Origin of the sequence: Paraniabella hibiscisoli, from assembly GCF_022512515.1 — a bacterium.
GTDB lineage: Bacteria > Bacteroidota > Bacteroidia > Chitinophagales > Chitinophagaceae > Niabella > Niabella hibiscisoli.
The window spans coordinates 489,215-515,493 of sequence record NZ_JAKWBK010000001.1; the positions used below are offsets into that span (position 1 = coordinate 489,215).

33 protein-coding genes and 4 pseudogenes are annotated in these 26,279 nt (G+C 41.8%); 17 read left to right on the top strand and 20 right to left on the bottom strand.

The annotated features are described in order from the left end of the window. Window positions 1-32: 32 nt before the first annotated feature. A complete protein-coding gene (locus MKP07_RS03090) occupies window positions 33-623 on the top strand; it encodes an ABC transporter permease (protein ID WP_240844961.1) in 591 nt (196 codons plus the stop codon). Between the two features lie 2 nt (window positions 624-625). After that, window positions 626-1,048, top strand: a complete 423-nt coding sequence (locus tag MKP07_RS03095; RefSeq protein ID WP_240844962.1) for an ABC transporter permease — start codon at window positions 626-628, stop codon at window positions 1,046-1,048. A gap of 75 nt (window positions 1,049-1,123) precedes the next feature. Here the strand turns inward: MKP07_RS03095 and MKP07_RS03100 are convergent, their stop codons facing one another. After that, the gene (locus tag MKP07_RS03100; protein WP_394803620.1) at window positions 1,124-1,834 is read right to left on the bottom strand and encodes a TrmH family RNA methyltransferase; all 711 of its coding nucleotides are present in this window, start codon (window positions 1,832-1,834) and stop codon (window positions 1,124-1,126) included. A gap of 44 nt (window positions 1,835-1,878) precedes the next feature. Here MKP07_RS03100 and MKP07_RS03105 point away from each other — a divergent pair, with 44 nt between their 5' ends. From MKP07_RS03105 to MKP07_RS03120, 4 genes are read left to right on the top strand one after another with little or no spacing between them, the layout of a single operon-like run. Then, entirely contained in the window at window positions 1,879-2,385 is a 507-nt protein-coding gene (locus MKP07_RS03105) for a hypothetical protein (protein WP_240844964.1), read from the top strand. Between the two features lie 56 nt (window positions 2,386-2,441). Then, window positions 2,442-3,209 carry a BamA/TamA family outer membrane protein gene (locus MKP07_RS03110; RefSeq protein ID WP_240844965.1) on the top strand — a complete coding sequence of 256 codons (768 nt, stop codon included), beginning with the start codon at window positions 2,442-2,444 and terminating at the stop codon, window positions 3,207-3,209. Continuing rightward, a complete protein-coding gene (locus MKP07_RS03115) occupies window positions 3,206-3,694 on the top strand; it encodes a hypothetical protein (RefSeq protein WP_240844966.1) in 489 nt (162 codons plus the stop codon). The genes MKP07_RS03110 and MKP07_RS03115 overlap by 4 nt, the downstream gene beginning before the upstream one ends. Next, window positions 3,688-4,236 (top strand): BamA/TamA family outer membrane protein, encoded by a 549-nt coding sequence (locus MKP07_RS03120; RefSeq protein ID WP_449589529.1) that lies wholly within the window; start codon window positions 3,688-3,690, stop codon window positions 4,234-4,236. Before MKP07_RS03115 ends, MKP07_RS03120 begins: the two co-directional genes overlap by 7 nt. Here MKP07_RS03120 and MKP07_RS03125 read toward each other — a convergent pair. Beyond that, on the bottom strand, window positions 4,182-5,021 hold the full coding sequence (locus MKP07_RS03125) for an LOG family protein (protein ID WP_240844967.1): 840 nt from the start codon (window positions 5,019-5,021) through the stop codon (window positions 4,182-4,184). The two genes, MKP07_RS03120 and MKP07_RS03125, sit on opposite strands and share 55 nt — an antisense overlap. Window positions 5,022-5,137: 116 nt before the next feature. Here MKP07_RS03125 and MKP07_RS03130 point away from each other — a divergent pair, with 116 nt between their 5' ends. The 5 genes and pseudogenes from MKP07_RS03130 (at window position 5,138) to MKP07_RS03150 (ending at window position 7,017) form a co-directional block, all read left to right on the top strand. Beyond that, window positions 5,138-5,359: an endonuclease/exonuclease/phosphatase family protein gene (locus MKP07_RS03130; protein ID WP_240844968.1), complete on the top strand. Its 222-nt coding sequence runs from the start codon at window positions 5,138-5,140 to the stop codon at window positions 5,357-5,359. 88 nt (window positions 5,360-5,447) lie between these two features. Then, the gene (locus MKP07_RS03135; RefSeq protein ID WP_240850627.1) at window positions 5,448-5,906 is read left to right on the top strand and encodes an exodeoxyribonuclease III; all 459 of its coding nucleotides are present in this window, start codon (window positions 5,448-5,450) and stop codon (window positions 5,904-5,906) included. Beyond that, the gene (locus MKP07_RS03140) at window positions 5,906-6,226 is read left to right on the top strand and encodes a DUF4286 family protein (RefSeq protein ID WP_240844969.1); all 321 of its coding nucleotides are present in this window, start codon (window positions 5,906-5,908) and stop codon (window positions 6,224-6,226) included. Before MKP07_RS03135 ends, MKP07_RS03140 begins: the two co-directional genes overlap by 1 nt. A 295-nt stretch (window positions 6,227-6,521) precedes the next feature. Beyond that, a pseudogene (locus MKP07_RS03145) lies at window positions 6,522-6,790 on the top strand (HU family DNA-binding protein). Between the two features lie 80 nt (window positions 6,791-6,870). Then, window positions 6,871-7,017, top strand: a complete 147-nt coding sequence (locus tag MKP07_RS03150) for a 30S ribosomal protein THX (RefSeq protein WP_240844970.1) — start codon at window positions 6,871-6,873, stop codon at window positions 7,015-7,017. Between the two features lie 56 nt (window positions 7,018-7,073). On the opposite strand, the gene MKP07_RS03155 is transcribed toward MKP07_RS03150, so the two are convergent. The 4 genes and pseudogenes from MKP07_RS03155 to pyrH all read right to left on the bottom strand — a co-directional run bounded on the left by MKP07_RS03155 (window position 7,074) and on the right by pyrH (window position 9,260). Then, complete coding sequence (locus tag MKP07_RS03155) at window positions 7,074-7,400, bottom strand: DUF6686 family protein (protein WP_240844971.1); 327 nt, start codon at window positions 7,398-7,400, stop codon at window positions 7,074-7,076. 388 nt (window positions 7,401-7,788) lie between these two features. Beyond that, window positions 7,789-8,049 carry a pyridoxine 5'-phosphate oxidase C-terminal domain-containing protein gene (locus MKP07_RS03160; protein ID WP_240844972.1) on the bottom strand — a complete coding sequence of 87 codons (261 nt, stop codon included), beginning with the start codon at window positions 8,047-8,049 and terminating at the stop codon, window positions 7,789-7,791. A gap of 53 nt (window positions 8,050-8,102) precedes the next feature. Beyond that, a pseudogene (locus tag MKP07_RS42035) lies at window positions 8,103-8,174 on the bottom strand (pyridoxamine 5'-phosphate oxidase); the annotation flags it as partial. Window positions 8,175-8,549: 375 nt separating this feature from the next. Continuing rightward, window positions 8,550-9,260, bottom strand: a complete 711-nt coding sequence (pyrH, locus tag MKP07_RS03175; RefSeq protein WP_240844973.1) for a UMP kinase — start codon at window positions 9,258-9,260, stop codon at window positions 8,550-8,552. Window positions 9,261-9,352: 92 nt separating this feature from the next. Here pyrH and MKP07_RS03180 point away from each other — a divergent pair, with 92 nt between their 5' ends. From MKP07_RS03180 to MKP07_RS03200, 5 genes are all read left to right on the top strand, one after another. Continuing rightward, a complete protein-coding gene (locus tag MKP07_RS03180; protein WP_240844974.1) occupies window positions 9,353-9,499 on the top strand; it encodes a hypothetical protein in 147 nt (48 codons plus the stop codon). A gap of 37 nt (window positions 9,500-9,536) precedes the next feature. Beyond that, the gene (locus tag MKP07_RS03185; RefSeq protein WP_240844975.1) at window positions 9,537-10,295 is read left to right on the top strand and encodes an aldo/keto reductase; all 759 of its coding nucleotides are present in this window, start codon (window positions 9,537-9,539) and stop codon (window positions 10,293-10,295) included. Window positions 10,296-10,365: 70 nt separating this feature from the next. Beyond that, complete coding sequence (locus MKP07_RS03190; protein WP_240844976.1) at window positions 10,366-10,521, top strand: hypothetical protein; 156 nt, start codon at window positions 10,366-10,368, stop codon at window positions 10,519-10,521. Between the two features lie 88 nt (window positions 10,522-10,609). After that, window positions 10,610-11,482 carry a carbohydrate kinase family protein gene (locus tag MKP07_RS03195; protein ID WP_240844977.1) on the top strand — a complete coding sequence of 291 codons (873 nt, stop codon included), beginning with the start codon at window positions 10,610-10,612 and terminating at the stop codon, window positions 11,480-11,482. Window positions 11,483-11,749: 267 nt separating this feature from the next. Further along, window positions 11,750-12,037, top strand: a complete 288-nt coding sequence (locus tag MKP07_RS03200) for a hypothetical protein (RefSeq protein ID WP_240844978.1) — start codon at window positions 11,750-11,752, stop codon at window positions 12,035-12,037. Between the two features lie 75 nt (window positions 12,038-12,112). Here MKP07_RS03200 and tsf read toward each other — a convergent pair whose 3' ends face one another. The 14 genes and pseudogenes from tsf to MKP07_RS03260 all read right to left on the bottom strand — a co-directional run bounded on the left by tsf (window position 12,113) and on the right by MKP07_RS03260 (window position 23,430). Next, window positions 12,113-12,946 carry a translation elongation factor Ts gene (tsf, locus tag MKP07_RS03205; protein ID WP_240844979.1) on the bottom strand — a complete coding sequence of 278 codons (834 nt, stop codon included), beginning with the start codon at window positions 12,944-12,946 and terminating at the stop codon, window positions 12,113-12,115. A 211-nt stretch (window positions 12,947-13,157) separates the two neighbouring features. Continuing rightward, window positions 13,158-13,977 (bottom strand): annotated as a pseudogene (gene rpsB, locus MKP07_RS42040) (30S ribosomal protein S2). A gap of 158 nt (window positions 13,978-14,135) precedes the next feature. Next, window positions 14,136-14,525: a 30S ribosomal protein S9 gene (gene rpsI / locus MKP07_RS03215; protein ID WP_240844980.1), complete on the bottom strand. Its 390-nt coding sequence runs from the start codon at window positions 14,523-14,525 to the stop codon at window positions 14,136-14,138. A 95-nt stretch (window positions 14,526-14,620) separates the two neighbouring features. Next, window positions 14,621-14,788, bottom strand: a complete 168-nt coding sequence (locus tag MKP07_RS43585; RefSeq protein WP_317235761.1) for an uL13 family ribosomal protein — start codon at window positions 14,786-14,788, stop codon at window positions 14,621-14,623. Window positions 14,789-14,795: 7 nt separating this feature from the next. Beyond that, the gene (gene rplM, locus MKP07_RS43590; protein WP_317235762.1) at window positions 14,796-15,062 is read right to left on the bottom strand and encodes a 50S ribosomal protein L13; all 267 of its coding nucleotides are present in this window, start codon (window positions 15,060-15,062) and stop codon (window positions 14,796-14,798) included. Between the two features lie 184 nt (window positions 15,063-15,246). Beyond that, the gene (locus MKP07_RS03225; RefSeq protein ID WP_240844981.1) at window positions 15,247-16,677 is read right to left on the bottom strand and encodes a SusE domain-containing protein; all 1,431 of its coding nucleotides are present in this window, start codon (window positions 16,675-16,677) and stop codon (window positions 15,247-15,249) included. Between the two features lie 145 nt (window positions 16,678-16,822). Continuing rightward, the gene (locus tag MKP07_RS03230) at window positions 16,823-18,046 is read right to left on the bottom strand and encodes a DUF5004 domain-containing protein (protein ID WP_240844982.1); all 1,224 of its coding nucleotides are present in this window, start codon (window positions 18,044-18,046) and stop codon (window positions 16,823-16,825) included. Window positions 18,047-18,075: 29 nt separating this feature from the next. Next, window positions 18,076-19,260 carry a RagB/SusD family nutrient uptake outer membrane protein gene (locus tag MKP07_RS03235; RefSeq protein ID WP_240844983.1) on the bottom strand — a complete coding sequence of 395 codons (1,185 nt, stop codon included), beginning with the start codon at window positions 19,258-19,260 and terminating at the stop codon, window positions 18,076-18,078. 17 nt (window positions 19,261-19,277) lie between these two features. Beyond that, window positions 19,278-19,463 (bottom strand): hypothetical protein, encoded by a 186-nt coding sequence (locus tag MKP07_RS03240; RefSeq protein WP_240844984.1) that lies wholly within the window; start codon window positions 19,461-19,463, stop codon window positions 19,278-19,280. Between the two features lie 28 nt (window positions 19,464-19,491). Beyond that, window positions 19,492-19,764 (bottom strand): hypothetical protein, encoded by a 273-nt coding sequence (locus MKP07_RS03245; RefSeq protein ID WP_240844985.1) that lies wholly within the window; start codon window positions 19,762-19,764, stop codon window positions 19,492-19,494. A gap of 101 nt (window positions 19,765-19,865) precedes the next feature. Then, window positions 19,866-20,918 (bottom strand): annotated as a pseudogene (locus MKP07_RS03250) (TonB-dependent receptor domain-containing protein); the annotation flags it as partial. Between the two features lie 20 nt (window positions 20,919-20,938). Beyond that, on the bottom strand, window positions 20,939-22,570 hold the full coding sequence (locus MKP07_RS03255; RefSeq protein WP_240844986.1) for a SusC/RagA family TonB-linked outer membrane protein: 1,632 nt from the start codon (window positions 22,568-22,570) through the stop codon (window positions 20,939-20,941). 123 nt (window positions 22,571-22,693) lie between these two features. After that, on the bottom strand, window positions 22,694-22,858 hold the full coding sequence (locus MKP07_RS42050) for an NrtR DNA-binding winged helix domain-containing protein (RefSeq protein WP_394803621.1): 165 nt from the start codon (window positions 22,856-22,858) through the stop codon (window positions 22,694-22,696). Beyond that, on the bottom strand, window positions 22,852-23,430 hold the full coding sequence (locus MKP07_RS03260; protein WP_240844987.1) for an NUDIX domain-containing protein: 579 nt from the start codon (window positions 23,428-23,430) through the stop codon (window positions 22,852-22,854). The genes MKP07_RS42050 and MKP07_RS03260 overlap by 7 nt, the downstream gene beginning before the upstream one ends. Before the next feature lie 308 nt (window positions 23,431-23,738). Between MKP07_RS03260 and MKP07_RS03265 the strand changes: the two genes are divergently transcribed. Next, window positions 23,739-26,195, top strand: a complete 2,457-nt coding sequence (locus MKP07_RS03265) for a DUF4961 domain-containing protein (RefSeq protein ID WP_240844988.1) — start codon at window positions 23,739-23,741, stop codon at window positions 26,193-26,195. Window positions 26,196-26,279: the final 84 nt, after the last annotated feature.

Here is a 26,279-nt window from a genome sequence, read left to right on the forward strand (position 1 = left end):
CCCGTATACAGGAAACGCTCCCTTACAATTCATTGATTACCGAAGAAATTCCCCTTATTGCCAGCAGCGAAATAGAAGAAGGTATTCGTAAAACACCTAATGTACACGCCGTATATCCTTTCGCCACCCGATATGCGATACTTAAAACAAAAGACGAACTGCAGGGCATTTTAGTAAAAGGCCTTGATAAAAGCTATGATTTCAACAACCTGAAAGAATTCATAATAGAGGGAACTCCTATCCATTTCAACGACAGTACTTACAGCCGGGATATTATGATCTCGAAGAAAACTGCGCAGGAACTGCATCTAAAAGTAAATGACCGGGTATCTATTTATTTTATCAGGCCCGATGGTTCCAAAAGGCGTGATAAGCTTACCATCAGTGGCATATTCAAAACAGACATTGGCGACTTTGACAATTCATTTGCTATAGGTGACATACAATTGATCCGGAGGTTGAACAACTGGCAGCAAAACCAGATTGGCGGCTACGAGGTAATGTTGCAGGACTTTAAAAAACAGATACCACTATACATCAATTGTCTCAGCTACCGGGCTTTAACGAAAACTGGAGCGTTCAGAATATCAAAGAGTATATTCCCAATATTTTCGACTGGCTAAATATGCAGGACACTACCAGGAATGTGTTGATTGGCATTATGATCGTTGTAGCAGTCATTAACCTCATCACCTGCCTGATCATCCTGGTGCTGGAACGCATGCGCATGGTGGGTGTGTTAAAGTCTATAGGCGCTTCAGACTGGACTGTTCAAAAAATATTTCTGCGCCACAGCCTTATTATTGCGTTGCGGGGCATCCTCATTGGAGCTATAGTAGGTTTAGGTATTTTATACGCACAGGTAAAAACCGGTTTTATTAAACTGGATGAAGAAGCCTATTATATGGACAGGGCTGCCGTACAAATCACCCCTTGGGAAGTAGTAGCCATTTGCGGCGCCACTTTTCTCATTTGCCTGCTGGTACTATTAATCCCGTCTTATATTGTAAGAAAGATACAGCCCGTTAAGGCCATCCAATTCAGGTAAAACAAGGGAAAACAATTGATAATAAGCGATTGACTACTCACTATTCGCCTTTGACCATTGACTATTCACCATTCCTCACCTCAAATGAGAAAGGATAATACCCGTTGCTACAGCGGCATTTAGTGATTCGGCCTCTCCCCATTTCTCAATAGTAATTTTTTGTGTAACCCGGCTCATCACTTCCGGTCTTATACCTTTCGACTCATTTCCAATCAGGATCAGGCCATTAGTTATAGCAGGTATATTTTTTAAAGGGGCGCCGTCTAATGCAGCGCCATAAAAGGCTAAGCTTTTCTGCTCATCCATCCAGCTTTCCAAATCCGTATATAATAATTTAACCCTGAAAATACTTCCCATCGTAGATTGAACCACTTTGGGATTATACGCATCTGCACAATCCCTGCTGCAAATAACCTGGTATATTCCAAACCAGTCACCAATCCTGATAATCGTCCCGAGGTTTCCAGGATCCTGGATGCCGTCAAGAATAAGGCCGGGCTGATCCCTTTCAAATTTGAAGTGCTCAACTCCCGGCACCGCTATAACAGCCACCACCTGGTTAGGCGTTTTCAGCTGTGATATTTTCTCCAGCTCAAAATCGGCTACTATTTCGCAATCGATATTTTTACACAGGTCCTCATTCAATACCCACCACTCCTTCAACGCATATAGCTTCTTCACGTCCAGGTGTTGGGCAACCAAAGCTTCTCCAACTATTTTGGGTCCTTCAGCCAGGTAAACCCCTTCTTCATCCCTGAATTTTTTTGGCTTAAACTTTGAATATATTTGACCTCAGATTTATTAAGCATCCTTTTAATATAATTCATCCATTGAATAATAGCATTCAATCATACAAAAATATACATCTTCTTTTCTTACCCCTTATAACGGTATTTATTTTTTCCTCCTGTACACTCTTTACCGTAGTTAGAAACGAACCTCAAAACAAACCGTATATCTTTCAAACCTCTATAAATATAGCAGATAATGACCTTAAGAAAGATGAAAAATCGAGACTGGAAGGCGGTTTATATGAGCAATTAGACGATAGTATTGCCGCCAGGAAACTGGACAAAGTTTTTTGGGAAGTATTAAAAAACCCCCAACCGCTCGACACCGGCCTCATCAGCCGGTCGCTGGAATTTATGAACAATTATATGGTGGCGGAAGGTTACTTTCACGATTCGATCAATTATACCACCCAGATAAAAAAGTTGGTGATCAGCAAAGAGCTTTTATTGACTTTAATGTTTGGCCCGGAAAAGCTACCCGCATTGACTCACTGGGCTACGATTTACAAAATGACAGCCTGCAACATCTTACCGATAAGAACCTGAAGGACGCCCTGATCAGGAAGGGTGATCCGTTTGCACAAACGCCTATTTCGCTGGAGATGGACCGTCTGGTAGAATTATACAGGAATAACGGTTACCTGCTGTTTACACGCAATAACCTATATGCGCTTTGGGATACGCTGGACCTTGACCTGCTCCAACCCGCACTGGACCCTATGGAACAGGTAAGCCAGATGCAAAAACTCCAGGAAAGAAAAGAAAACCCCACTGCCAACCTGGAGATCAGGCAGAAGCAGCTAGCGGATACCATCAGCCTGCAAAAGTATTATGTGGGCAATGTAACCGTATATCCAGATGTAAGAGCAGACACTACCAACCGGGCAGAAAAAGTAACTACCATCCGTAACGTTACTGTTGTACAGCGGTCAGATAAGTTTAAACCCAGGATATTTCCCCAATATGTTTACCTGACCCGCGGCGAACTATATCGTCAAAGCCGCTATATGCGTACAATGAACCGATTTAACAACCTGGGTACCTGGCGGTTGGTGGATATACAACAAATTCCGCGCGAGCGCACCGATACTGTAGATTTTGTAATGCGGCTTACACCGGCTCCTAAGTATAACTTTACGACTAACCTTGAGGGAAGTTTTAGCCAAAGCGTTATTAGCGGAAACTTTGTAGGCCTTGGCCTTAACGTTGGGCTACAAAACAGGAATTTTTTAAAAGGGGCTAACCAGTTAAATACCAATATAAGGGAGGGCGTAGAACTTGGAGGACTCAACTCAGGCCAGTTCATTCAAACGCGCCAGATCAGCTTGAGCAACTCATTGATATTCCCCGCTTTGTTTTCCCCGGCATGAACAATTTCAGGCAGTCATTCAGAGGTAATATACAATCCGTACTAAGTTTAAATGCAGCGAATACCGAAAGAAGGGTATTATTTAATCTTACCAGCTTCAACACCTCCTGGGGATATGAATTTGGCTGGCGTTCACGGGAGTATGCATTAACCAACCGAACCTTTAACCTGGGAATCAAGATACCCAATATCGAATATTCCTATATCCGGAAAAGAGACAGTCTTTTATCCCTGATCAGGGACAACCCCTCTATTCAAAACCTGTTCTCTGATGGTTTAATTACCTCTGTGATCACTAACTTCTCAATGCCCTGGAACAGTGCCAACAGGAGAAGTATAAATGTTTTAAGAATGAACCTGGAGGCTTCTGGCCTGCTCACCGGATTCGTGCGGAACAGCTTCATTGATGAGCAACTATATCGCTTTGTTAAGCTGGACGCAGAATATGCAAAGCTGCTAAAACTCTCTCAAAAACCGGGCTGGTAGTAAGGGGCTTTGCTGGTGTTGGCTACGAGCTGGATGCCACAGCCAATCCATTAAAACGCTCACAGCTACCATTTTTCAAACAGTACTATAGCGGTGGCCCTAATAGTATGCGGGCCTGGCAGTTACGCAGGTTAGGGCCTGGCTCAACGGTCAAATATTACGAGAACGATGAATCTATTGAAGGAGAGTTTATAGTACCTGACCGTTTTGGAGACGTGCAGCTGGAAGCTAATATCGAATACAGGCTGCCGCTGTTTAATATTGCAGGCCTACCCATTAACGGTGCTATCTTTACGGATATTGGCAACATCTGGTATCTTAAAAAAACCGCCGGTCTTGAAGAAGAGCGATTCAAATTATCGCGCCTGGGTAAAGATATTGCCATTGGCTCAGGCGCCGGAATACGGGCAGATTTCAGCTTTTTTGTAATTCGCCTGGACTATGCCTACAAAGTAAAAGACCCGAGCCCCGATGGCCGGTATGCAGCCTACCAGAATAAGTTTTTCGCGTATCCTTTTTCAAGGGTAGTCAACTGCAGATAGGAATCGGTTATCCGTTTATATTCTAACCTATTTTTTTCAAAAAACCACGGGATACGCTTACGTTTTTTTATTTTATAGTTGGAGGTAATGTACTTACTGATATGGCCCATTGCTTCATCAATATCATCAGTAAGCAATACCAGATCAAGGTCCTCCGGCGAGATAGTGCCTTTTTCAGCCATGTCTTCAATCGCAACCATCAGGTCGGCATAAAATTCTTTACCGAAGATCACGATGGGGAACTGGGCAATCGTTTTTGTTTGTATCAACGTTAGGGTTTCGAAAAACTCATCCATTGTACCAAAACCTCCCGGCATAATAATAAAAGCATAGCTGTATTTGATCAGCAGGGTCTTCCGTATAAAGAAGTGATCAAAGGTCACTGCCTTGGTAAGATACTTATTATAATGTTGCTCAAAAGGCAGCCTGATATTGCACCCTACAGACTCGCCACCCGCCTCGAAAGCGCCACGGTTAGCGGCTTCCATAATACCAGGGCCTCCTCCGGTCATTGTGGTAAATCCCGTACCGGCGATCCTTGCACCAAACTCCACGGCCTTCTGATAATAGATATGATCTTCTTTAAACCGGGCAGAACCAAATACGGTCACACAGGGGCCTACAAAATGCAGGTTTCTCATGCCTTTCAAAAACTCTCCGGCTACCTTAAAAAGAAACACAAACTCATACCCCCTGCTTTTAGGTCCTTCTAAATACACGTGCTCTTTAGCTGGTATAATCGGCTCCGCAATTTTCTCTGCAATTTTCTCTTTTTCTTTCATCATTTTTGAATCGTTTTTCTGTACGCTACAAGGCGGTATTGTCTCTGGCGAATATAAATTTAAATATCATAAACATGCAACATCTTATTTTTGTCCTCCATACACTTTAAGTAAATTTTATGCGTATTATCAGCTATAACGTAAACGGTATACGGGCTGCCGTTAAAAAAGGCCTGCTCGACTGGATGAAAACAGATCCGGCAGATATCATTTGCCTGCAGGAAACCAAGGCAGAAAAGGACAATGTAGACTGCACTCCTTTTAACGAATTAGGTTACCACGACTACTGGTTTTCAGCACAAAAAAAGGATATAGCGGTGTGGCCGTTTTTACCAAAATAAAACCGGATAACATTGTGTATGGCACAGGCACCAGGTAAGCGATGAAGAAGGCCGCGTTATACAGCTGGACTTTGGCGATACCCGCGTTATTAATGCTTACTTTCCTTCGGGCACTAGCGGAGATCTCAGGCAAGCCTTTAAGTACATGTGGCTTGATGAATTCTTTGTTTACCTGAACGATCTTAAAAGAACGCATCCCAAACTTATTCTTTGTGGCGACTACAACATCGCTCATAAGGAAATAGATATACACGATCCCAAGGGGAATAAAAAATCATCCGGTTTTCTGCCGGAAGAAAGAGCATGGATGGACAAATTTGTTACGGAGGGATTTAACGATACCTTTCGCCTCATTCACCCTGATGCCGCTCATAGGTACAGTTGGTGGAGTCAGCGTTTCCCCAGCGTACGATTAAATAACAAGGGTTGGCGCATTGATTATATTACGGTTACTGATCCGCTTAAAAACAAGGTTTCCGACGCTGAAATATTTCCTGATGTGAAGCACAGCGACCATTGTCCTATTTACGTTAAACTCGAGGCATAATGGAACTCAATACCGCTCTTATATACAATATCACCAATAAAGTGTCGCACCATATACATAGCGAGTGGCTGGCGTGGATGAAAACGCACCATATACCCGCTGTTTTGGCTACAGGATGCTTTCTGAAAGCAGTTTTACTAAGGTTAAAAGGTGTGGATGATGAAGAAGGTCCCACTTATGCAGTTCAGTATCATGCTGCCAGTGAAGCTGATTATGAACGTTATTTATCCGATTTTTCAACCGGCCTGCGCCAGGAAAGCCTCAACAAATGGGGCGATCAGTTTATAGCATTTCGTACCATTATGGAGGTTGTGAATTGAATGTGCATAAGATTTTATTTGCTGTTGGCCGATTCAAAAAAAATGTATATTAGTCTACAACCCTTTACTAGTCTGCATTTCAGCGAAATAAGCCTAAAACCCTTTACTGTAGCGGCTTTCAGCAAAAGGCACTTTTATTGTCAACCACCTGGCCACTGATTAAATATTGCGCAAATCCTTGCCACACCTGCATTGTAGCGGATTAACAAAAGCATAATTATAACAAAATATTTTGTTGGTATGAATGAAAAGCTTCTAAATTTGTTGGCAATTAAAACTCATTAAAATATCAACTATGAACAAAGCAGAATTGATTGAAAAGCTTGCTAAAGATGCGGGTATCACTAAAACTCAGGCAAATGCCGCTATAGACTCTTTCACAGAGGCAGTAACAAAAACCCTGAAAAAGGCGACAAAGTAACTTTGGTTGGCTTTGGTACTTTTTCTGTTACTAAGAGAGCTGCACGTAACGGACGTAACCCTCAAACAGGCGCTGTTATTAAAATTAAAGCTAAAAAAGTGGCTCGTTTTAAAGCAGGTAAAGAGCTTTCTTCTAAAATCTAAAAGAAGTAAATCAAACTCAATAATGCCCTTGCTAACGCCGGGGCATTTTTTATGGCCGATATAGCCATTTTTTTGTACGTTTGCAAAAATTTTTAATTATGGGAAGAGGCGATAAAAAAACCGCAAAGGGAAAACGTTTTAAAGGGTCATACGGCAAAAGCCGCCCTGCAATTTCTCCTGAGGTAAAGCAAAAATTAGCTGCCAAGAAAGAAGAAGCAGCTAAGTAATTTGATACTTTAGGGCGAAAAAATTATATAACAGGAACCTTTCGGTTCCTGTTTTTTTATTTAAACAAACAAAGTAACTCCTGGGTTTTGATCTCACTATCAGCCTCTTCCAGCGTTTTGTAAAGCCGGGTCAATTCACCGGGCGTTAATATCAGGTGCACATCCTGCGAGGGAGTGGCGATCATAATGATCTTTGAATCCTGGTTTACATTGGAATAAGATTGCAAAGCCTTGTATTTTACCTGTTTACAAAAGATGTAAAAATCGGCTTCATTTAAAGTAAGCATCGTTGAAATAAAAGCTACCTGGTAGTGACCACACTGCTTGCAGCGCACTACGTAACCTTCTTCGCCATAATAGAGAGACTGAAAATCACAGGCCATATAAAATAGTTTTTAAAACACAAAATTTGCATTTGTCATTAACTATTATATGCCGTATCGGGAATTTTCTTTTACGAGATCGGGAATTTTATTGGTAGTTGAACAGTTGACTGGCTTACAGTTAAACAGGATTATCTATAAAAATGATATTCGATCTTACAACTTAAAATATTACTCTCTTTAGCATGGCGCTGCGCATAAACATCTTCAAAAGACATAATACCAGAGATGATGGAACCATAGGGTATATATCATACGAGAAGACATTGTTCACACCGAAGCATTGCACTTCATCCTACACAACTGCACTACGTTTGATCGTACGGTACTTATAAACCTATAAACTTGTCATCTTATCAACCAGTTAACCTATTAACCAGCCCCACCATCAAGGCGCCAGCCTTTCTATTTTCCAGGTTCCATCGTTTTGGATGGTATAAAGTAACCGGTCGTGCAGGCGATTGGGCCTACCCTGCCAAAACTCAATAGTATGAGGCTGAACAATATAACCGCCCCAGTATTCGGGCTTTTCAATGGGTTTACCGGCATCAGCTTCTGATTGTAAGCTACTAAGCCGCTCAACAAGAAATTTTCTGTCGGGCAACACGCTGCTTTGCGGTGAGGCCCAGGCGCCCAGCTGGCTGCCCACCGGCCTTGAGAAAAATAGGTTTCGCTGTCTTCTTTTGAGACCATGGCAACAGAACCTGTGATCCTTACCTGGCGTTCCAGTTCTTTCCAGAAGAATACCAGGCAGGCCCTAGGGTTTTGAGCCAGCTCCTGCCCTTTACGGCTTTCGTAATTCGTGAAAAAGTAAACCCTTTTGGAGAAAAATCTTTCAGCAACACAATCCGGGCATCCGGTAAACCGTCAGCAGATGCAGTAGCAAGGGTCATTGCGTTTACTTCGGTCAACTCAGCATGAACGGCTTCCTTCCACCATTGTTGAAACTGGTCGATCGCATCGGGAAGCGCATCGGTTTCCAGCAAGCTTTTTAAGGAGTACTGTGTACGGATATCTGCAATAGACATAACAAAAGATTTAAAATCATGAAATGATTGAGCAGGATCAAAGGTCGTATACCACTTCAGCAACAGCAATGACCATCCTCCTTAATCAACCTGATTATTATCACTGATCAGGCGTCCATCATCAGCTGATCAATGTACCTACATCTTCGCCCAAAGCCACCCTGGCAAGATTGCCTGGACTGTTCATATCAAAAACAATGATAGGCAGGTTATTCTCCATGCAAAGGGTAAAGGCTGTCATATCCATAATACGGAGGTTATTTGTTAAACACTCCTGGTAGGTAACTGTTTTATAACGGGTAGCAGTAGGATCTTTCTCGGGATCTGCTGTATACACGCCATCTACACGCGTTCCTTTCAAAATCACATCTGCCTGTATTTCTATAGCTCTTAAAGAGCCAGCTGTATCTGTTGTAAAATAAGGGTTGCCTGTACCCGCGCCAAAAATCACCACCCGGTCTTTCTCCAGATGCCTGATTGCCCTGCGACGAATATAAGGCTCCGCAATCTGCTCCATATTAATGGCGCTTTGCAAGCGGGTAAACATACCTGCTTTTTCAAGTCCGGCCTGTAAAGCCATTCCATTGATTACTGTAGCCAGCATTCCCATATAGTCGCCATGTGCACGCTCAATACCGGTTTGAGCTTCATTCATTCCACGATAAATATTACCGCCGCCTATTACAATGGCCACCTGCACACCCAAATCAACAACAGACTTAATTTCCTTGGCATACTGCGTAATTACATCCGCATCCATACCGAAATTCTTATTTCCCATTAAAGACTCTCCGGAAAGTTTTAACAGAATCCTTTTGTATTTAGGCTGCATCTTTTTTATTTTTTAGTTAATTGTTCAAAATTGCCCGGCGAAGATAGGAAACAGTTAAAAAGTTTATAAGTTTATCATTTAAAAGTTTTAGAATGAAGCGCCAACCAGATATCGGCATTCATTGTTTATTGGTTAAGATTAAAATTGATGCCCGACCCGAATGCTCCAATGCCCGGTTCAGCAGTTGGTTATATACCGGCAAGGTTGTTGAGCATTTTAGCAGAGTAGCTGTTGATTAACGGGTTATTCAATATAAACATTTAAAATACTTAAAAGATGAAAAGGAAATTAGGCAACAGTGATATTTCGGTTACACCCATAACGATGGGCGCATGGGCTATAGGAGGCTTTATGTGGGGAGGTAACGAGGAAAAAGATTCTATTGCTGCTATACAGGCCTACATAGACAATGGTGTTACATCTATAGACACGGCACCTATTTATGGCTTTGGGTATAGCGAGGAACTGGTTGGTAAGGCCATTAAGAATTATGATCGAAGTAAAATAGAAATACTCACTAAATTCGGCATGGTGTGGGATATTGAAAAAGGAGACTTTGCCTTTGAAGGTAAAAATAACGAAGGCGACCTAAAGAAAATATATCGCTATGGCGGGTATGAACGCACGATCAGTGACGTAGAGCTTAGCCTTAAAAGATTGCAAACAGATTATATTGACCTGATCCAACTCCACTGGCCCGACACTACTACACCCATAGATGAAACGATGAAGGCAATGGAAAAGCTATTGCAGGATGGTAAAGTAAGAGCTGTTGGCGTATGTAATTATAATGCGGCGCAATTGGAAGAAGCAGAAAAAACGGTGAAGCTGGCAAGCAACCAGGTTCCCTATAGCATGTTGAAACGTGATATTGAAGCAGAAGTAGTACCTTATGCATTAAAGAACGATCTGTCGATTATTGCCTATAGCCCAATGGAGCGCGGACTTTTAACCGGCAAATACGAGAATATGTCAGCTTTGTCGGCAGATGATCATCGAAATAGCTATTTTAAAAATTTGACTTCGCAGCAGTAAAAACGCTGACCGACCACCTGGCAGATCTGGCAACAAAATATAACGCTACTATTGCACAGCTGGTGTTAGCATGGACCTACCATCAGCCATCTGTGCAACAGCATTGGCAGGCGCGCGCAACGCCCAACAGGCCGAAGAGAATTCAAGGGCATTACATATAACGATCAGCGCTGAAGATCTGAAGCTGATAGACGGATGGCTTACTAACCGCTTTCAGACTCAATAACATCCTGAAACAAAACATTATAAAGTCCGGCCAGACGGGTCGGCTCTACCCCTACTGTACTTTATTACTTAATGGCTAAATTAGATACATGAATACGATTTGCTTTGGCGAAATTCTTTGGGATATATTACCGCAGGAAAAAGTTCCGGGTGGGGCTCCGATGAATGTTTGTTACCATTTAAACCAGTTAGGACAAGCAGCAGCCATTATTTCTAAAATAGGAAAGGACGAAAACGGCCAGGGTTTGTTTGATTTTTTACAGCAGCATAAAGTAGATGTTTCCTTAGTGCAAACAGATGAGCAACATGCTACCGGCACCGTAATTGCCACACAGAAGGGCAATGAAATGGAGTACGATATTGTACAGCCGGTTGCCTGGGATTTTATCGATGCAACAGAACAACTGCTTGATAAAGTTTCACAGGCTTCCTATTTTGTTTGCGGCAGCCTGGCCGCCAGGAGTGAGCTTTCCAGAAACACGTTGTATCAGCTGCTCCATGTCGCTCAGACAAAAGTGATTGACATTAATCTTCGTCCCCCTCATTTTGAAAGAGACACTTTAGAACATCTTTTTCAACAGGCCGATATTTTAAAGCTCAACGACCATGAACTCGCTATGATAGCAGGTTGGTATATTAACGAGCCGGACTTTGAAAAACAGGTAATTTTCCTGAGCGATCAGTTTTCAATTCCCACAATTATTATAACCAGGGGTGCAAATGGTGCAGCACTTTACTACAATAATGCATTCTACTACCATAATGGCTACAAAGTAACCGTTGCCGACACCATTGGTAGTGGAGATGCTTTTCTTGCTGGATTCCTGTCAAAGCATATCCAACAAAATAATGCGCCTGAATCCTCTCTGGATTTTGCCTGCAAATTGGGCGCTTTTGTTGCTTCGCAGAAAGGAGCTTGTCCACCTTATAATGCAAGTGAGGTTGATCAGTTAATTAGTTGAAAAGTTGACTGGCTGATCAGTTGACTGGTTTAAAATTATTGTCTAACTTGTTCAAATCTTTCAGGGCACTAGACTGAGGCTTTCTCACGATATAAATAAATGGGTCTTATAATAAAGCAAATTTACAATCATATAGGTTTTCGCTTATGGAAGCTATGTTCCGCCTTGGGCGGATGCTATGCGCTTTCTTCAGAGTAAAGGTTACATACCTATGTAATAAAAAATAGGTTCTACGAAAAGAAAGCCTACAGTATTAAATAACAAACTATGACAATCGAAGATTTAAAAAACACATTAAACAACACTGAGCCACCATCCCATTTTTCTGACCTTCAAAAAGGTATTTGGCATGCTGCCAAAGGCGATTGGGACGCCGCGCATAATATAGCGCAGGCGCATGAAGGTTCAAAAGATTTCGACCATTTACATGCGCATTTACATCGAGTAGAAGGCGATGACTGGAATGCAGGTTACTGGTACCGGAGAGCCGGAGTTGCAATGCCAACAAAATCGCTTAGTGATGAGTTAGATGAATTGATACTACAATGGGGCTGATTTCGGTCAGGCTTCTAAGCATAAAAAAGCGCCTCATTACTGAAGCGCTTATCAAATATATCCTTAAGGTTTTTATTAACCTAAAGCTACTCTTTTGAACTCTAAAACTTTTACACCGTTTTCTTTCAGGTAGTCGCCAACAGATTTGCTACCATCTTTTACGAAAGCCTGTGCAGTTAAAGTTTGTTCTTTAAAGAATGCACCTAATTTACCTTCAGCGATCTTAGAGATCATTTCTTCAGGTTTGCCAGCCATTTTAGGATCTTCTTTCATGATATCCATGATAACCGCTTTCTCACGGGCTACTACATCAGCAGGAACACTGTCAGCATCTACTGCAACAGGGCTTAATGCCGCAACCTGCATTGCTACATCTTTACCAGCTTCAGCTGCTTCTTTATCTAAAGCAACCAATACACCGATACGGTTAGCACCATGAATGTAAGAAGCCACATAAGGAGCCGTTACCTTTTCAAACTTAGTGATACCGATTTTTTCACCGATTGCAGCTAATTTATCATTGATCAATTCTGCAATTTTAGTTCCGTTTACAGAAGCTTCGTTTAATTCTTCAGCAGAATTTACGTTATTTTCGATAGCCGCATCAGCGATACTTTTTACGAATGCGATGAAATCTTCATTTTTAGAAACGAAGTCAGTTTCGCAGCTTACGCATACAACGATACCGGTTTTGTTATCAGCCGTAGTTTGTGCGATTACCACACCTTCTTTAGCTTCACGGTCGCTACGTTTTGCAGCCACTTTCTGACCTTGCTTACGCAACCAGTCGATAGCCGCTTCAAAATCACCATTTGTTTCTGTAAGTGCTTTACGGCAATCTAACATACCCGCACCGGTAGCCTGGCGCAGCTTATTAATATCTTGTGCTGTAATTGTTACTGTAGACATATTTTTTGTTTAAAGTTCAAGGTTGCATGTTTTAAGGTTTCAAACATAAACCGAAAACGTTTTAATGTAATCTTATTTTATTATTAAGCCATCAGAGCGTACACTTCATTGGTTGCTATCGAAATGCCGTCAACTGTTGACAATAAAAAAGTTCATAGTTCACGGTCCATAGCAATGAACTATCAACCATGAACTATTAACTCAATACGAATTATCTTCTTGGAGCTCCGCTTCTCGCGCCGCCACCGCCGCCAGTGCTTCTTCTGCGCTGACCGCCTTGTCCCTGACCTTGTCCGCCACCGCGTCCACCACGTCCACGACCAGCTTCAGCTTCAGCTTCAGCCTGTATTTTCGCAGCTTGCTTTTCGTTCTCATCAGAGAAATTATCTTCTACATCATCATCTTTAGCAGCTTGTCTTTCAGCCAGGCCTTCTTCGATCGCAGCAGTAATATAATTTACTACGATCGCGATAGATTTTGTAGCATCGTCATTTGCTGGAATTGCAAAATCAACTTTATTAGGATCGCAGTTAGTATCTACTACACCAAAAGTGCTTACACCAAGGCGTTTTGATTCTGCTAATGCGATATGCTCATGACCGATATCAACAATGAATAAAGCAGCAGGTACACGGCCCAGTTGAGCGATACCACCTAATACTTTCTCCATTTTATCTTTATCGCGGGTTAAAGTAAGACGCTCTTTTTTGTAATGCTATCGAAAGAACCGTCAGCCAGCATTTTTTCGATGCTCTGCATTTTCTTTACACTCTTACGAACTGTGTTGAAGTTAGTTAACATACCGCCCAACCAACGCTCAGTAACATAAGGCATGCCTACTTTCTGTGCGCATTCTGTAACGATATCTTTTGCTTGTTTTTTTGTACCAACAAACAATATTTTTTACCGCTGCGTGCAATTTGTTTCATTGCAGCTGCAGTTTCCTGCAGGCACTCAACAGTTTTGTTCAAATCGATGATATGGATACCTTTTTTCTCAGCAAAAATGTAAGGTAACATTTTAGGTTCCATTTCTTTTTTAAGTGACCGAAATGTACACCCGCTTCCAGAAGCTGCTGTTGTAATGATGTATTATTATTTTCCATTTAAAGTATAAGTTTAAAGTTTGAAGTAAAAAGTTTAAAGTTTGCCTAAGGATGCTAACCTTAAACTTTAAACATTTAAACAAATTAACGTTTAGAGAACTGGTAGCTCTTTCTTGCTTTTTTATGACCAAATTTCTTACGCTCAACAGAACGTGGATCACGTTTCAGTAAACCGGCAGCTTTTAAAGCAGGGCGGTATTCAGCGTTAATATCTACCAACGCACGGGCAATACCCAGCATTGCAGCTTCAGCCTGGCCTTTAACACCACCACCTGCAGCATTGATTTTAACATCAAATTTATCTGCCGCTTCGATTGTTTTTAAAGGACGCTCAACCTGGTTTTGAAGGTATACCAGTGAAAAATAATTTTTATAATCTTTATCGTTTACAGTGATAGCACCAGTACCCCTGCTGATGAAAATCCGGGTAACTGCTTCTTTACGGCGACCAACTGCATTTTTTTGCTTTTCCATTTATTTGAAGATTTTAGTAGTTAGTAATTAGTAATTAGATATTAGACATTGTTGGATTCGCATCTAAATACTAGGACCTAAATACTTTGTACTAATTAAAATTTAAGTTCTTTAGGTTGTTGTGCAGTGTGAGGATGGTTACCACCTGCATATACAAATAATTTTTTGTACATTTTACGACCTAAACGGTTTTTAGGTAACATGCCTTTTACCGCTCTTTCAATAATTACTTCAGGACGACGTTTTTGTAAATCGCTGGCCACTTCTTCTTTACGGCCACTTGATACCCACTGAAAGTATCATATACTTTCTGATCCATTTTTTACCGCTTAATTTAACTTTCTCACAGTTGGTAACGATGATATAATCGCCTGTGTCAACGTGTGGAGTGTAAGACGCCTTGTGTTTACCGCGTAAAATAGCGGCAATACGGGAACACATACGACCTACGGTTTGATTAGTACCGTCTACAACGTACCAGTTACGCTGCACAGTAGCCTCGTTCGCATGCTTCGTGGTGAAATGTTGTTTGCTCATTTTTTTAAATTCTATTTGTTATAAAAAACCGGGCTATCCCCGACCCCTTCCGAACCAAATCGGAATTGGGAGTGCAAAAGTAGGCAGTATATTGCAAGAAAGGAACAAAAAAAGGCGCTATTTTTTATAGCACCTTTGCAAATAATTGATTTTCAATAATATTTTTGCTGGTAAAATAAAGCACCTAGTTCTTTATTAACGAATACCTCCAGTTCCCACCATTATTTACGCTTAAAGTAACCGTGTACGTACCGGCTGAAGTAATTGAAATATTGGCACCATTCAACTCCAGCATGCCATCTGGTCCGTCATCGCCCAGGTTCAGGTCCCAGCCATCATTAGCACGGAACTTAATAGCACCCGTACCTAAAGTCAGGGTAATGGACCATTTTTGGGTAGCAGCATCATAAGTCATATCCTTATCTACATCCCATGAGCCCGTAGCATCACCGATCAGGCCAAAGCTATTGATTTTAGTAGCTGACCAGCTCATTGCGGTTGTGTTCACTTTAAAAAGATAAACACCTCCTGACGCCAGGCTAAAGTTACTGCCGTTTCCAATGGTGGTAGCATCTACCATTCCATAATCACCGGCATTCCAATCATTACCTTTCACTATTTTAAATTCAGGAGTATTGTTGTCAAAGTCTATAAATCCCGCATATTCTGAATAAGGTCCTCCTACCGGTGTCATTGCAACCAGCTGCGGCGCAGTGGCGGGCGACCATCCCTGGAAGTTGCCCGCTACATTTAATGCCTGCGGATAAACATATTTGATCAATCGGCTTACGGAAAAATCATTTGTATATTCAGACACCTGGCTCCAGGTACCAGATATTGCCATGACGGTCCACTTCAACAATGGATTTACGCTAAAATCGCCATACCCATATTTTACAAGAGAGTCATTAAATTGCTTATGACTGATAGAAAGCAAAGTATCGGCTCCTGCTGTATTAGAATTAACAGAGAATAAAGAACTACCATCTGCTTTTGCAAATAAAACTTTGTATTTTATTGCCCCACCGCCACTTGCAGGGTTAGACTTTGTCCAGTTAAACTTCAATAAGTCTGTGGTAGAGGAGGGAGACAGCTCTATAGAAGAGCTTGACGATGCAGGTCCTAATAAGTAAAAAGGAGAAGCGCCATCTTTCATGCGGGTAATATCAATAAAAAACTGGTTTTGCGCAACAATAGTTACGTCGCCATTAGTTGCTTTTACTGACCATAGTAATTCAGATACGGCACCATCGGCAATACCTTTTGCTTTCAGTGCGTCATCTATTTGTTTTGCGGTTAAAGCAACAGAAGTATTAGCCCCTGCATCAAACTGTATCAACGGTATATCGAAGTTGGCCGCATCATTCGTTCTTGCTACAGCCACTAAAGTATAAGTGGGTGATTTATGAAGCCCCGGCTTAGATTCGTTCCAGCTAAAAGTGATCGCAGTACCGGGAGTGGCTGCGTTTAAAGCCAGCTTGGTACCTGTACCCGGACTTTTCAGCGTAAAACCTACCAAGCCTTCTCCTTTGGCTGTCATGTCACTAAACTCTGTTTTCTTACAGCTCCCCAACACCAGCGTAAATAATGGTAATATATAAAGCAATGTTTTCATCAGAATATTTTTATTTTTTTATATGGCCTGAATGAAGCGCCTTGTCTATGTTGCCAGCTGCGACGCTTCAACTATTCTTATTTTAAAGAAGTAAAAATTATTTCTGTTTCCGAGCTGGACACATTTTGTGATGCGCCCGTAGTGCCTAAAACAGTACCATTAAATTTATATTTGAATTTGGCGAGCTTTTTCCTGCCGGAGCTGTAAAAGAACGGGTAGGAATCATCGCAGCACTCCAGGTGGTTTCATTCACCTTTTTAGCATTGATCGTTAACGGCTGCCCGACCTGGTTACCCGCATCATCAAATATGGTTACGGTAGCACTTACCGGTGTCATTCTTTGCTCATCCACCGTTACTGCGTAAGTTCTGTCGAAATTTAGTGTTATAACGTCATCGACATCTGCTTTGGCAGGAAAAATCCTCAACATAGTAGGTACAAATACCAGCGGATCAAAAGTAAAAGGCTTAAAATCTCCTGTTTGTTTAGATCCATCTTTACTTTTTAAAAGAAAACCAAACGTCTTTAGCTCTCCCGGGGATTGACCAAACATAGCAGTTGCTATAAATTTAAACTGCCATTTGTTATTGCCTAAGCTGGTAACTTTTGCTCCGTCTGACGAACTGCTCCAGGCCCCGTTAGTAATCCCATCTTTTCCACCACCAATATCAGGATTAGAAAAGATCCATAGATATGCTTCAGTTGCGCCAATTAATGTTTTGCCAATGTCCGGATTTGAGACATCAACAGTAACGGTAATTTCATCTTCGGCAGTAAAAGACGAAGGAGAAATAGTAACCTGCCCAAATGAGAACACACTAATAAAAATACCTGCCAATAATGTAAATACTTTTTTCATTCTTTCAGTTATTTTATTGTTTAGTAAATTCATAGTTATAAGAAATCTGTACCTTACCTGATCCGTCTTTTTCTCCTTTCTTAACACTAATTTCTCTGAACCGGCAACAGGATAACCGCCTAATATTACTATCTCATCTGTGCTTCCGCTGGTGAATGTAATATCTTTAGGAAAAGCCGGGTCATCCACCTTCCAGCTACCGGTGGTAAGGTTGATTATTTTAGGTGAACTACCCGGAGTAGTTATAAAATCAGCAGGAGCTCCATTAGCCGCATTTAATGTAAGCTGAAAGTCGCTGTAAGGAAATAAAGTAGTCAGGTCCATCGTTTGATAAGGAAAGCCTTTGCGTTTCGCATCTTCATCGGTTTGGGTAACTTTTGTTAATTTCCAGGTACCTGATAAGGAACTAAGTATGCTCCTTTCTTCACCTACAATACCGCTTGTGTCGGGCCGGCAGGAAAAAACCAGTACGGTTATTAAAGCAATCGATAGAATTAAAAAATTTTTCATCGTATGTTTTTTAGTCTTCACGTAAACAATTAGAAACATCCTCCTTCAGGATTTAACTGGAAGGATTGATTGGCATCATACTCTGCTTTAGGAAACTGTAAAACAAAGCCATTGCAGCTCCACACGGATCCGCGCCTATCTATATTCTGACCCGAGCGCGCCCCAATTCTCTTTATTTCCTGGGCTCTGTTTCCTTCACCAACCATTTCAAATTCACGCTCTGTTCGGGCATTCGTGATAACTGACGCAGCGCTTGCTGTAGCGGGTAAGTTAAAGGTTGTAGAACCATAGGCCCGGGTAAGGATATCGTTGATATCTGTAATAGCAGTAGCCAGGTTAGCGCCACCCGATTCAGCGCCTGCTTCAGCCCTGATCAATTTGATTTCTGTTAGGTGTACCAATGGCAGATCGAAATTGTTTTTATTGTATTTGGTTAATACATTATATCCTGGCTGCAAAGTATTGCTGTACCATACTTTTCTTTTATCAACCGACCTCGCGTTGGCTACCGTGTAATACTGGGTAGTAAATCTAAACCCTGGAATACTAATATCTGACCGGAAATTATCTCTTAACCCGCCGCCTGGTGTGAAAGCGCCTATGGAATCCCTGATCACCAGAATACCCTCCTTACTTAATCCTTTTGAAAAACGATTGGTATAATTGGTGTCCAGGCTAAATTTCTGACTTGTAATTACATCATTAGCAGCACTAAATGCATCAGGAAAATGATTCTGCTGAAAATACACTTTAGCCAGGTAGGCTTTGGCCGCCCATTTGGTGGCAGTATAAAAAGTACCATCTGCTGCCACATCCGGCAATAAGCTTTCCGCATCTTTTAAATCTGTAATAACCTGTGCATATACATCAGCTACTGTTGACCGTTGTACCGGATTAATATCAACTGTTGTTCTCAACGGAATGCCTAAATGCGAATTATCAGGTGTATAGCCCCAGGGCTGTGCAAACATTCTTACCATTTCAAAATGTCCTATAGCCCTGAATAGTTTTGCTTCACCTTCTACTAAATTCCGCTGTGTTGTAGCCAGGTTCAGCTTACTTAAAATAATATTACTCCTGGTAACAACGGCATAGGCTTTTTTATAATAATCATCGCGGGTGCCACCAAAAATGGAGTTTTGTCTTTTATACACCTCGGAGTAATCACCGGTAAAGAAATCTCCCAGGTATTCATCGCCCAACAATTCGTTCATTACCTGATGCCGCCCTCCTAAAAAACATTATCAGATAATAAAGTGTACACCCCATTTGCAAACGCTATAATATCTGACTCGCTTTTTAATGCCTCGGCTTCTGTCATCTGTCCTTCGGGTGGCCGCTCCAAAAATTTACTACATGATATAGTCCCTACAACTATAGCCAGTATTAAAATGGTAATAAATCTATTTTTATTCATACAAATAAGTTAATCGGGTTTACAAAAATTAAAATCCCAGGTTGAGCCCAAATACAAATGTTTTTTGATTGGGAGCCGTTAAATAAGTAACATTAGGACTTAGGTTCCTGTCTTGTGGATTGTCAAAATCACGTGTTATTTCCGGATCGCCTCCCGGGTACTTGGTAAACGTTAATAAATTAGAACCGGATACGTAAACTTTTAATGTTCTAAAACCAATTTTCTTTAACGTATTGGCGGGCAAATTGTAACCAAGGGTCAGCTCTCTTAATCTTAAATAGCTGGCATCATATAGAAACATAGTTGAGTTAAATTGGTCCTCACTGGGTACGCCAGGGTATTTAGCAGCATCATAGGTTAGTCGCGGATATTTTGCATCATCGCCAGGTTGTGTCCATCTATCTAAAAAGTCTGTTCTGAAATTCCAGTTCTTTTTGATGTTCCTAAAAATTGATATTTCCCTGAATTGTCATAAACATTACCGCCAATTACGTATGTAAACAAGGTTGATAAATCAAACCCTTTGTACTGTAGTGCCGTGTTAAAACCACCAATATAATCTGGCATTACGCTACCAGCAAATACCCGATGATCTAAGGAGAATGTTTTTGTCTGATTTCCATTTTTATCTAACCATATAGGTAAGCCATCAGTAGCATCAACCCCGTAATACCGCACCAGGTAGTTAACACCAATAGGCAATCCTTTTACAACACGGGTATCGTTTGTGCCGCCGCTTACGGCATCTGGTCCCAACTCCCAGTTTAAAACTTCATTGTGGTTTTTCGCGATATTACCACCCACCGACCATTTAAGGTCAGCCTTATTGATAATTTTGTAGTCAATACTAAATTCAAAACCTTCATTTAATACCTTGCTATCGAACAGATTTCTTGGAATATCGGGTACCCCTACAGAAGGCGAGATACCAGGGCTCATAATGGTAGAGGTAGTAACCTTTCTGTAAAAAGCTAATTCGCCCGTAATCCGATTGGAGAACAACGCATACTCTAAGCCCAGGTCTACGTTTTGCATTTGCTCCCATTTCAAATCAGGATTACCTAAATTATTTAAATATAATGTTGGATTGCCATTATAAGGGGTTCCGCCAACCTGGTAGTTATCATAATAAGCGCCTGAACCAATACTCGCATTACCCACTATACCCCAGCTGGCTCTTAGTTTTAAGAAGTTAATGGCGCTAACATCTTTCATAAAATCTTCCTGGCTCAATACCCAGGCGCCCGAAGCAGCCGGGAAAAAGCCATGCTTGTTATTGGTACCAAATTTGGACGAGCCATCAACCCTGCCTGTCAGTTGAAATAAATAGCGATCTTTTAATGAATAATTAATTCTTGCAAAAACACTGTTAAATGTATAAGCCTCCGCCTCTTTGGTGGTAGCCTGAGGAGGGGTCTGAGATTCTCTCTCCTGGATAATCTGGTCCCTGCGCTTACGATATAAAGAAGCATTTCCTAGGTAAGGCGCACTGGTAAACTCCCTATTTCAAATAAATAATTTTCTCTTATATATTCTTGCGCCTCAACCCCAGCAAGGAAATTAAATTTGTGATCGCTACCTATATTCTTCAAATAATTTACCGTTACATTGCCATTTTTATTGGTGCCCCAATAAGGAAAACGTTTAGCATATCCTGAATCAGGGTTAGCTTGATTGATCCAGATATTGGACTCGTATACATCATCAATAGCTGTTGTATATTCTACTGAGCCATTCGCTCTAATAAACAGGTTTTTTATCGGCTGATATTCCAACGATAACCCTCCTATAAACCTGTTATCAATTTCTCGCCTCTTTGTCTCCAACATGCGGCGCATAGGATTTGCCCCGTTCGTAAAATAGCTTCCGTCTTCATTATAAACCGAAAAAAATGGTAGCGCTCCGCTCATTGCATCGCCAATACCACCATCCCAGGCTGCAGGTACCCGTTTGTTAACGCCCCTGTTCCATCCGGAAGTTAATGACAGTTTCAGGTTGCTCAGGATATTATAATCAATATTCAATCTTGCACTTAACCTTTCGTAAGCATTACTCTTAATATACCCTTCATTATTGCTATAAGAGAGGTTGGCAAAAGTTTTAAATTTTTTGGTACCCTGGCTCATGCTAAGATTATGCTCATTGATAAAGCCGGTCTGTGTCAGTAAATCCCACCAATCTGTATTATTCTTAGCAGCACTTTCATAGGTAAACCCGCCCGGAATATCAGCGTATCCTGTATTACCATCATTTACCCAACCTTCCTGGCGCAACTGCAACCATTCTGCAGTACTTACAAAGCTTGGTTTTCTTGTATAAGTAGATGCCCCCAACCTGGTGGAATAATTAAAGGCAGGCTTACCAGACTTACCACGTTTAGTAGTAATTAGTATAACACCATTGGCACCACGCGAACCGTATATACCGGTTGCACCGGCATCTTTCAACACCTCTATAGACTCTATATCGGCGGGGTTAATAGATGCTAAAGGATTCTGGTTCATCCCACTCCTGTTGTCCTGCCGCAAAAACTGGTCAGAGCCAATTGGAATCCCATCTACAACGTACAAGGGATCGCCACCGGCTGTTACCGATCCCACACCCCGTATCCGGATCACTGATCCTGAGCCTGCCAAACCATTTCCCTGCATTACCTGTACACCCGGGGCCTTACCTTGTAGCGCCGCTTCAAAACTTGGTGCTACAATAGTATTGAGCTTATCCCCGCTAACTTTAGAAATAGCCCCAGTAACCTCCCTTTTTCTTTGAGTACCATAGCCGATGACTACTACTTCATTCATCTCCTGCGTAGTAGCAGTTAACACGATCTGGAGAAAGCTAGAGTCCCCGATGTCCACAATTTTAGTTTCGTAACCAACGCCTGAGGCAGATAAAGACTGGCCGGCAGCTACGTTAGATAGCGTGAACGAACCATCCTGGGCACTTACGGTTCCATTGGATGTTCCCACAATCTGGACACTTGCTCCGGAAATTCCCTGACCATCCTTTGAGTCAGTTACTTTCCCCGAAATTGTCTTTTGAGCAAACGTGGTAGACGCTACCATCAACAACAGCATAGTGGCTGTTATGACAAACAATCTTTTCATAAACATAGACAAACAATGTTATTTTCCCAAACAATTATGTGTATCAGGTACACAATAGATTTTCGATACGAAAGCAAAGGTAATGGAACTATGTGTATTAAGTACACATAGTAAAAATATTTTTTAGCTTTTCCGGGAAACCGAAGCTTTGGCTGCCTTAGTTTTAAATTTATGGAGCTTTCCGGGACGATGCGTGACATCTTCTTCCAACTCATCTAGTTCTGATAACCAGCTTTTTAGAGCAATCTTCTTCCTGAAGTTTCTACGATCTAACGGTGTTCCTAAAATGGCTTCATATAATTCCTGTAAAGCGCGAAGGAGAACTTTTCGGGTAACAGGTTATGTACAACAGGGTGTTCCATGATCTGCTCCCTTAGCATTTTGATACAGGTATCGATGATCTGTTTATGGTCAAAAGCCAGCTTTTTAATGCCCTTAACAGCATGCCAATGTAAATCATTGCTGTCGATGTTTAACTTGTGGCTATTTATATCTACCAGGGAATAATAAGCGGTACTTACTACCCGGCCAGAGGGGTGACGATTCACACTTCCAAATGTATGTACCTGCTGTAAAAACACATCATCCAAACCGGTACGGTCTTTCAGCACCCGGTAAGAGGCGGCGTCCAGATCCTCATCTGGTTTTACCAGGTCGCCCAATAAAGAATACAAGCCTGAAAACTCTTCCAGGTCTGACTGTATTAACAGTACCTTCAACTCCTTATCTTCGTAACCGAAAATCACACAGTCTACCGACACCGCAATATTGAAATACTCCAGGTGACTACTTTTCTCTGCTGCTGCACTTTTTAGAAGGGGGTTACTCGTCATGGCTTTTACAATGTGTTCTATATACACAAACCTAATATAATTTTCCTAATAAGGCAAACATTGCAAAAATTCTTTTCCTGCCGGGAAAAACAATCCGCTATTTAAAAACTTCCGCTACATTTGTGTATTAAATACACATTAATACACCGTTGCCTGTATTGTCTTGCCACATTCTGTTACCGGTGTCATCTGATTAATGGTTTTTAGACGCAAAACGTATATATGAAACGATTTCTATTACCTATACTCCTTTTCGTGATCACCCTGGGATGTAAAAAACAAACCCGGACGAACCATCTCAACCGGAGCCGCCGGTTACCACACCCATCGTACAAATGGGTTTGATTACCACTGATAAAAACTTTCCGGCTGCAAACGAACCAGTCACCATTAACTTTAATCCGGCCAAAGGAAACGCAGCATTGAAGAGCATTACCGGGGATATATATATTCACTGGGGCGTTGTTACCAATAGCAGTAACGGCAGTTGGAAATATGTGAAAAGCGATTTCAACACGGCAGACCCATCCTCCCGGATGAGCCGCCAAGCAAACGGCAGCTACTCTATTACTATCACACCGCAAACATATTTTGGTGTGCCCCTGGGCGAGCAAATACTAAAAATAGCCATGGTTTTTAAAAATTCAGATGCCAGTATTACAGGCCGTAATACCGATGGAAGCGACATCTATCTTCCCGTTTACAACAGTGCTTTAAATGTTCGGTTTTTACGTCCCGAACTGGATCCCGCTTTAATACCAATCCCTGCTACTACAGTAGCTACTGTGGGTCAACAAATTGAAATAAGCGGCGTTGCTTCTCAGCCATCGGGCTTAAGGCTTACCTTAAATGATATAGAGTTTGCCAGTGCAACAAATGCTACGCAAATTACCGGCAAAGCAACCATTACTACTGTAGGAGAACAGGTCGTAAAAATAATCGCTAATGGTTCTGTACAAGAATCATTTAAGCTAACCGCGGGAGGCGCTGTCACCACCGCAGCTTTACCAACAGGTGCCAGGCCCAATGGTGTGACGTTTTTAAATAATGGCAGTTCTGCTGTACTGGCCTTATATGCTCCGCAGAAAAACTATGTATATGCGATCGGAGATTTTAATAACTGGACGGCAACTACCGCCAGCTACATGAAACGCACCGCTGACGGTAATACCTGGTGGGTACAATTGGACGGACTTAATCCTAATACAGAATATGCTTACCAGTTTTGGGTAGACGGGACACTTAAAATTGCGGACCCCTATACCGAAAAAGTGCTGGACCCGGGGAATGACCCATACATTCCGGTAGCAAACTATGCTAACTTCGGCACCTACCCTACTGGCAAAACAACTGGCATCGTCAGCACTATGAAGGCCAGCCAGCCATTGTATAACTGGACGACACCCGTTATTACCAGACCTGCAAAAAACGACCTGGTGATTTACGAGTTGCTTCTGCGTGATTACCTGGGCGCTAATAACTACCAGACACTAAAGGACACTGTTAACTATTTAAGTCAATTAGGCGTGAATGCCATTGAATTGTTACCTGTAAATGAATTTGAAGGTAATAATAGCTGGGGTTACAATCCTTCATTTTACTTTGCATTAGATAAATACTATGGTAGCAAACCAATGCTGCAGGCTTTTATAGATGCCTGCCACGCGAAAGGTATTGCGGTGATACTCGATGTTGTTTTTAATCATGCAGAGGGGCAATCGCCTATAGTGCAACTGTATTGGGATGCTGCGAATAACAGGCCTGCCGCCAACAATCCCTGGTTTAATCCTGTAGCACCACATAGCGCTATAAAATTTGGCAACGACTTTAATCATGAAAGCCCGGCTACGCGAAGTTTTGTAAAAGACGTGCTCAGGTTCTGGATGCAGGAATATAAAATAGATGGCTACCGGTTTGATTTTACCAAAGGCTTCACCCAAAAAATAACATCAGATGATGGAGCCATGAGTGCGAAAGACGACAGCCGTATCGCTATTTTAAAAGATTACAATAACTATATCAGGTCCATCGATCCTAATGCCTATGTTATACTGGAACATCTATGCAGCGATGAGGAAGAGCGGCTGCTCGCAGCAGAAGGCATGATGCTTTGGAATAACCTGAACCATACTTTCATGGAAGCAAGCATGGGATGGCTGAATAACTCCAACCTGAACCGTGGTATCTATACAACACATGGATTTGCACAGGCTGATGGTCTGGTAAGTTATATGGAAAGTCATGATGAGGAACGCATGATGTACAAAAACCTGCAATATGGTAATGCCGCAGGAAGCTACAATGTAAAGGATCTGAATACCGCATTAAAAAGACAGGAATTATGTGCAGCATTTCTATTGGCCATGCCAGGCCCCAAAATGATCTGGCAGTTTGGCGAGCTGGGATATGATATATCCATTGATCATAACGGGCGTACCGGCGAGAAGCCGCTTTTATGGGACTATAATAAGCAGGCAGCAAGGCTGGCTTTGAAAAATGCCTTTGCCCGGTTGATCGCGCTAAAGAAGAACAATAGCATTTTCAGATCTAACAACATTGTTTCCAGCCTGGCAGGTGCGGTGAAATACATCAAATTAACAGAAGGTGCCAATACGGTAGTAGTGGTGGGTAACTTTGATGTAACTAATCAAACCGCATCCATAGACATGGGAGCTGCAGGCACCTGGTATGATGCGGCCAACAACAGCACTGTTACACTGGCAGGAAACAGCTACAACGGTACGCTGGCCCCGGGCGGGTATCATATCTTTTCAAAGACTCCCTTACAATAACAGAGCAATTTGAACTATAAAAATGCGCTTTAAATCAGCGCATTTTTATTTTGACCTATTTCATAATAATACGTTAAAACGATT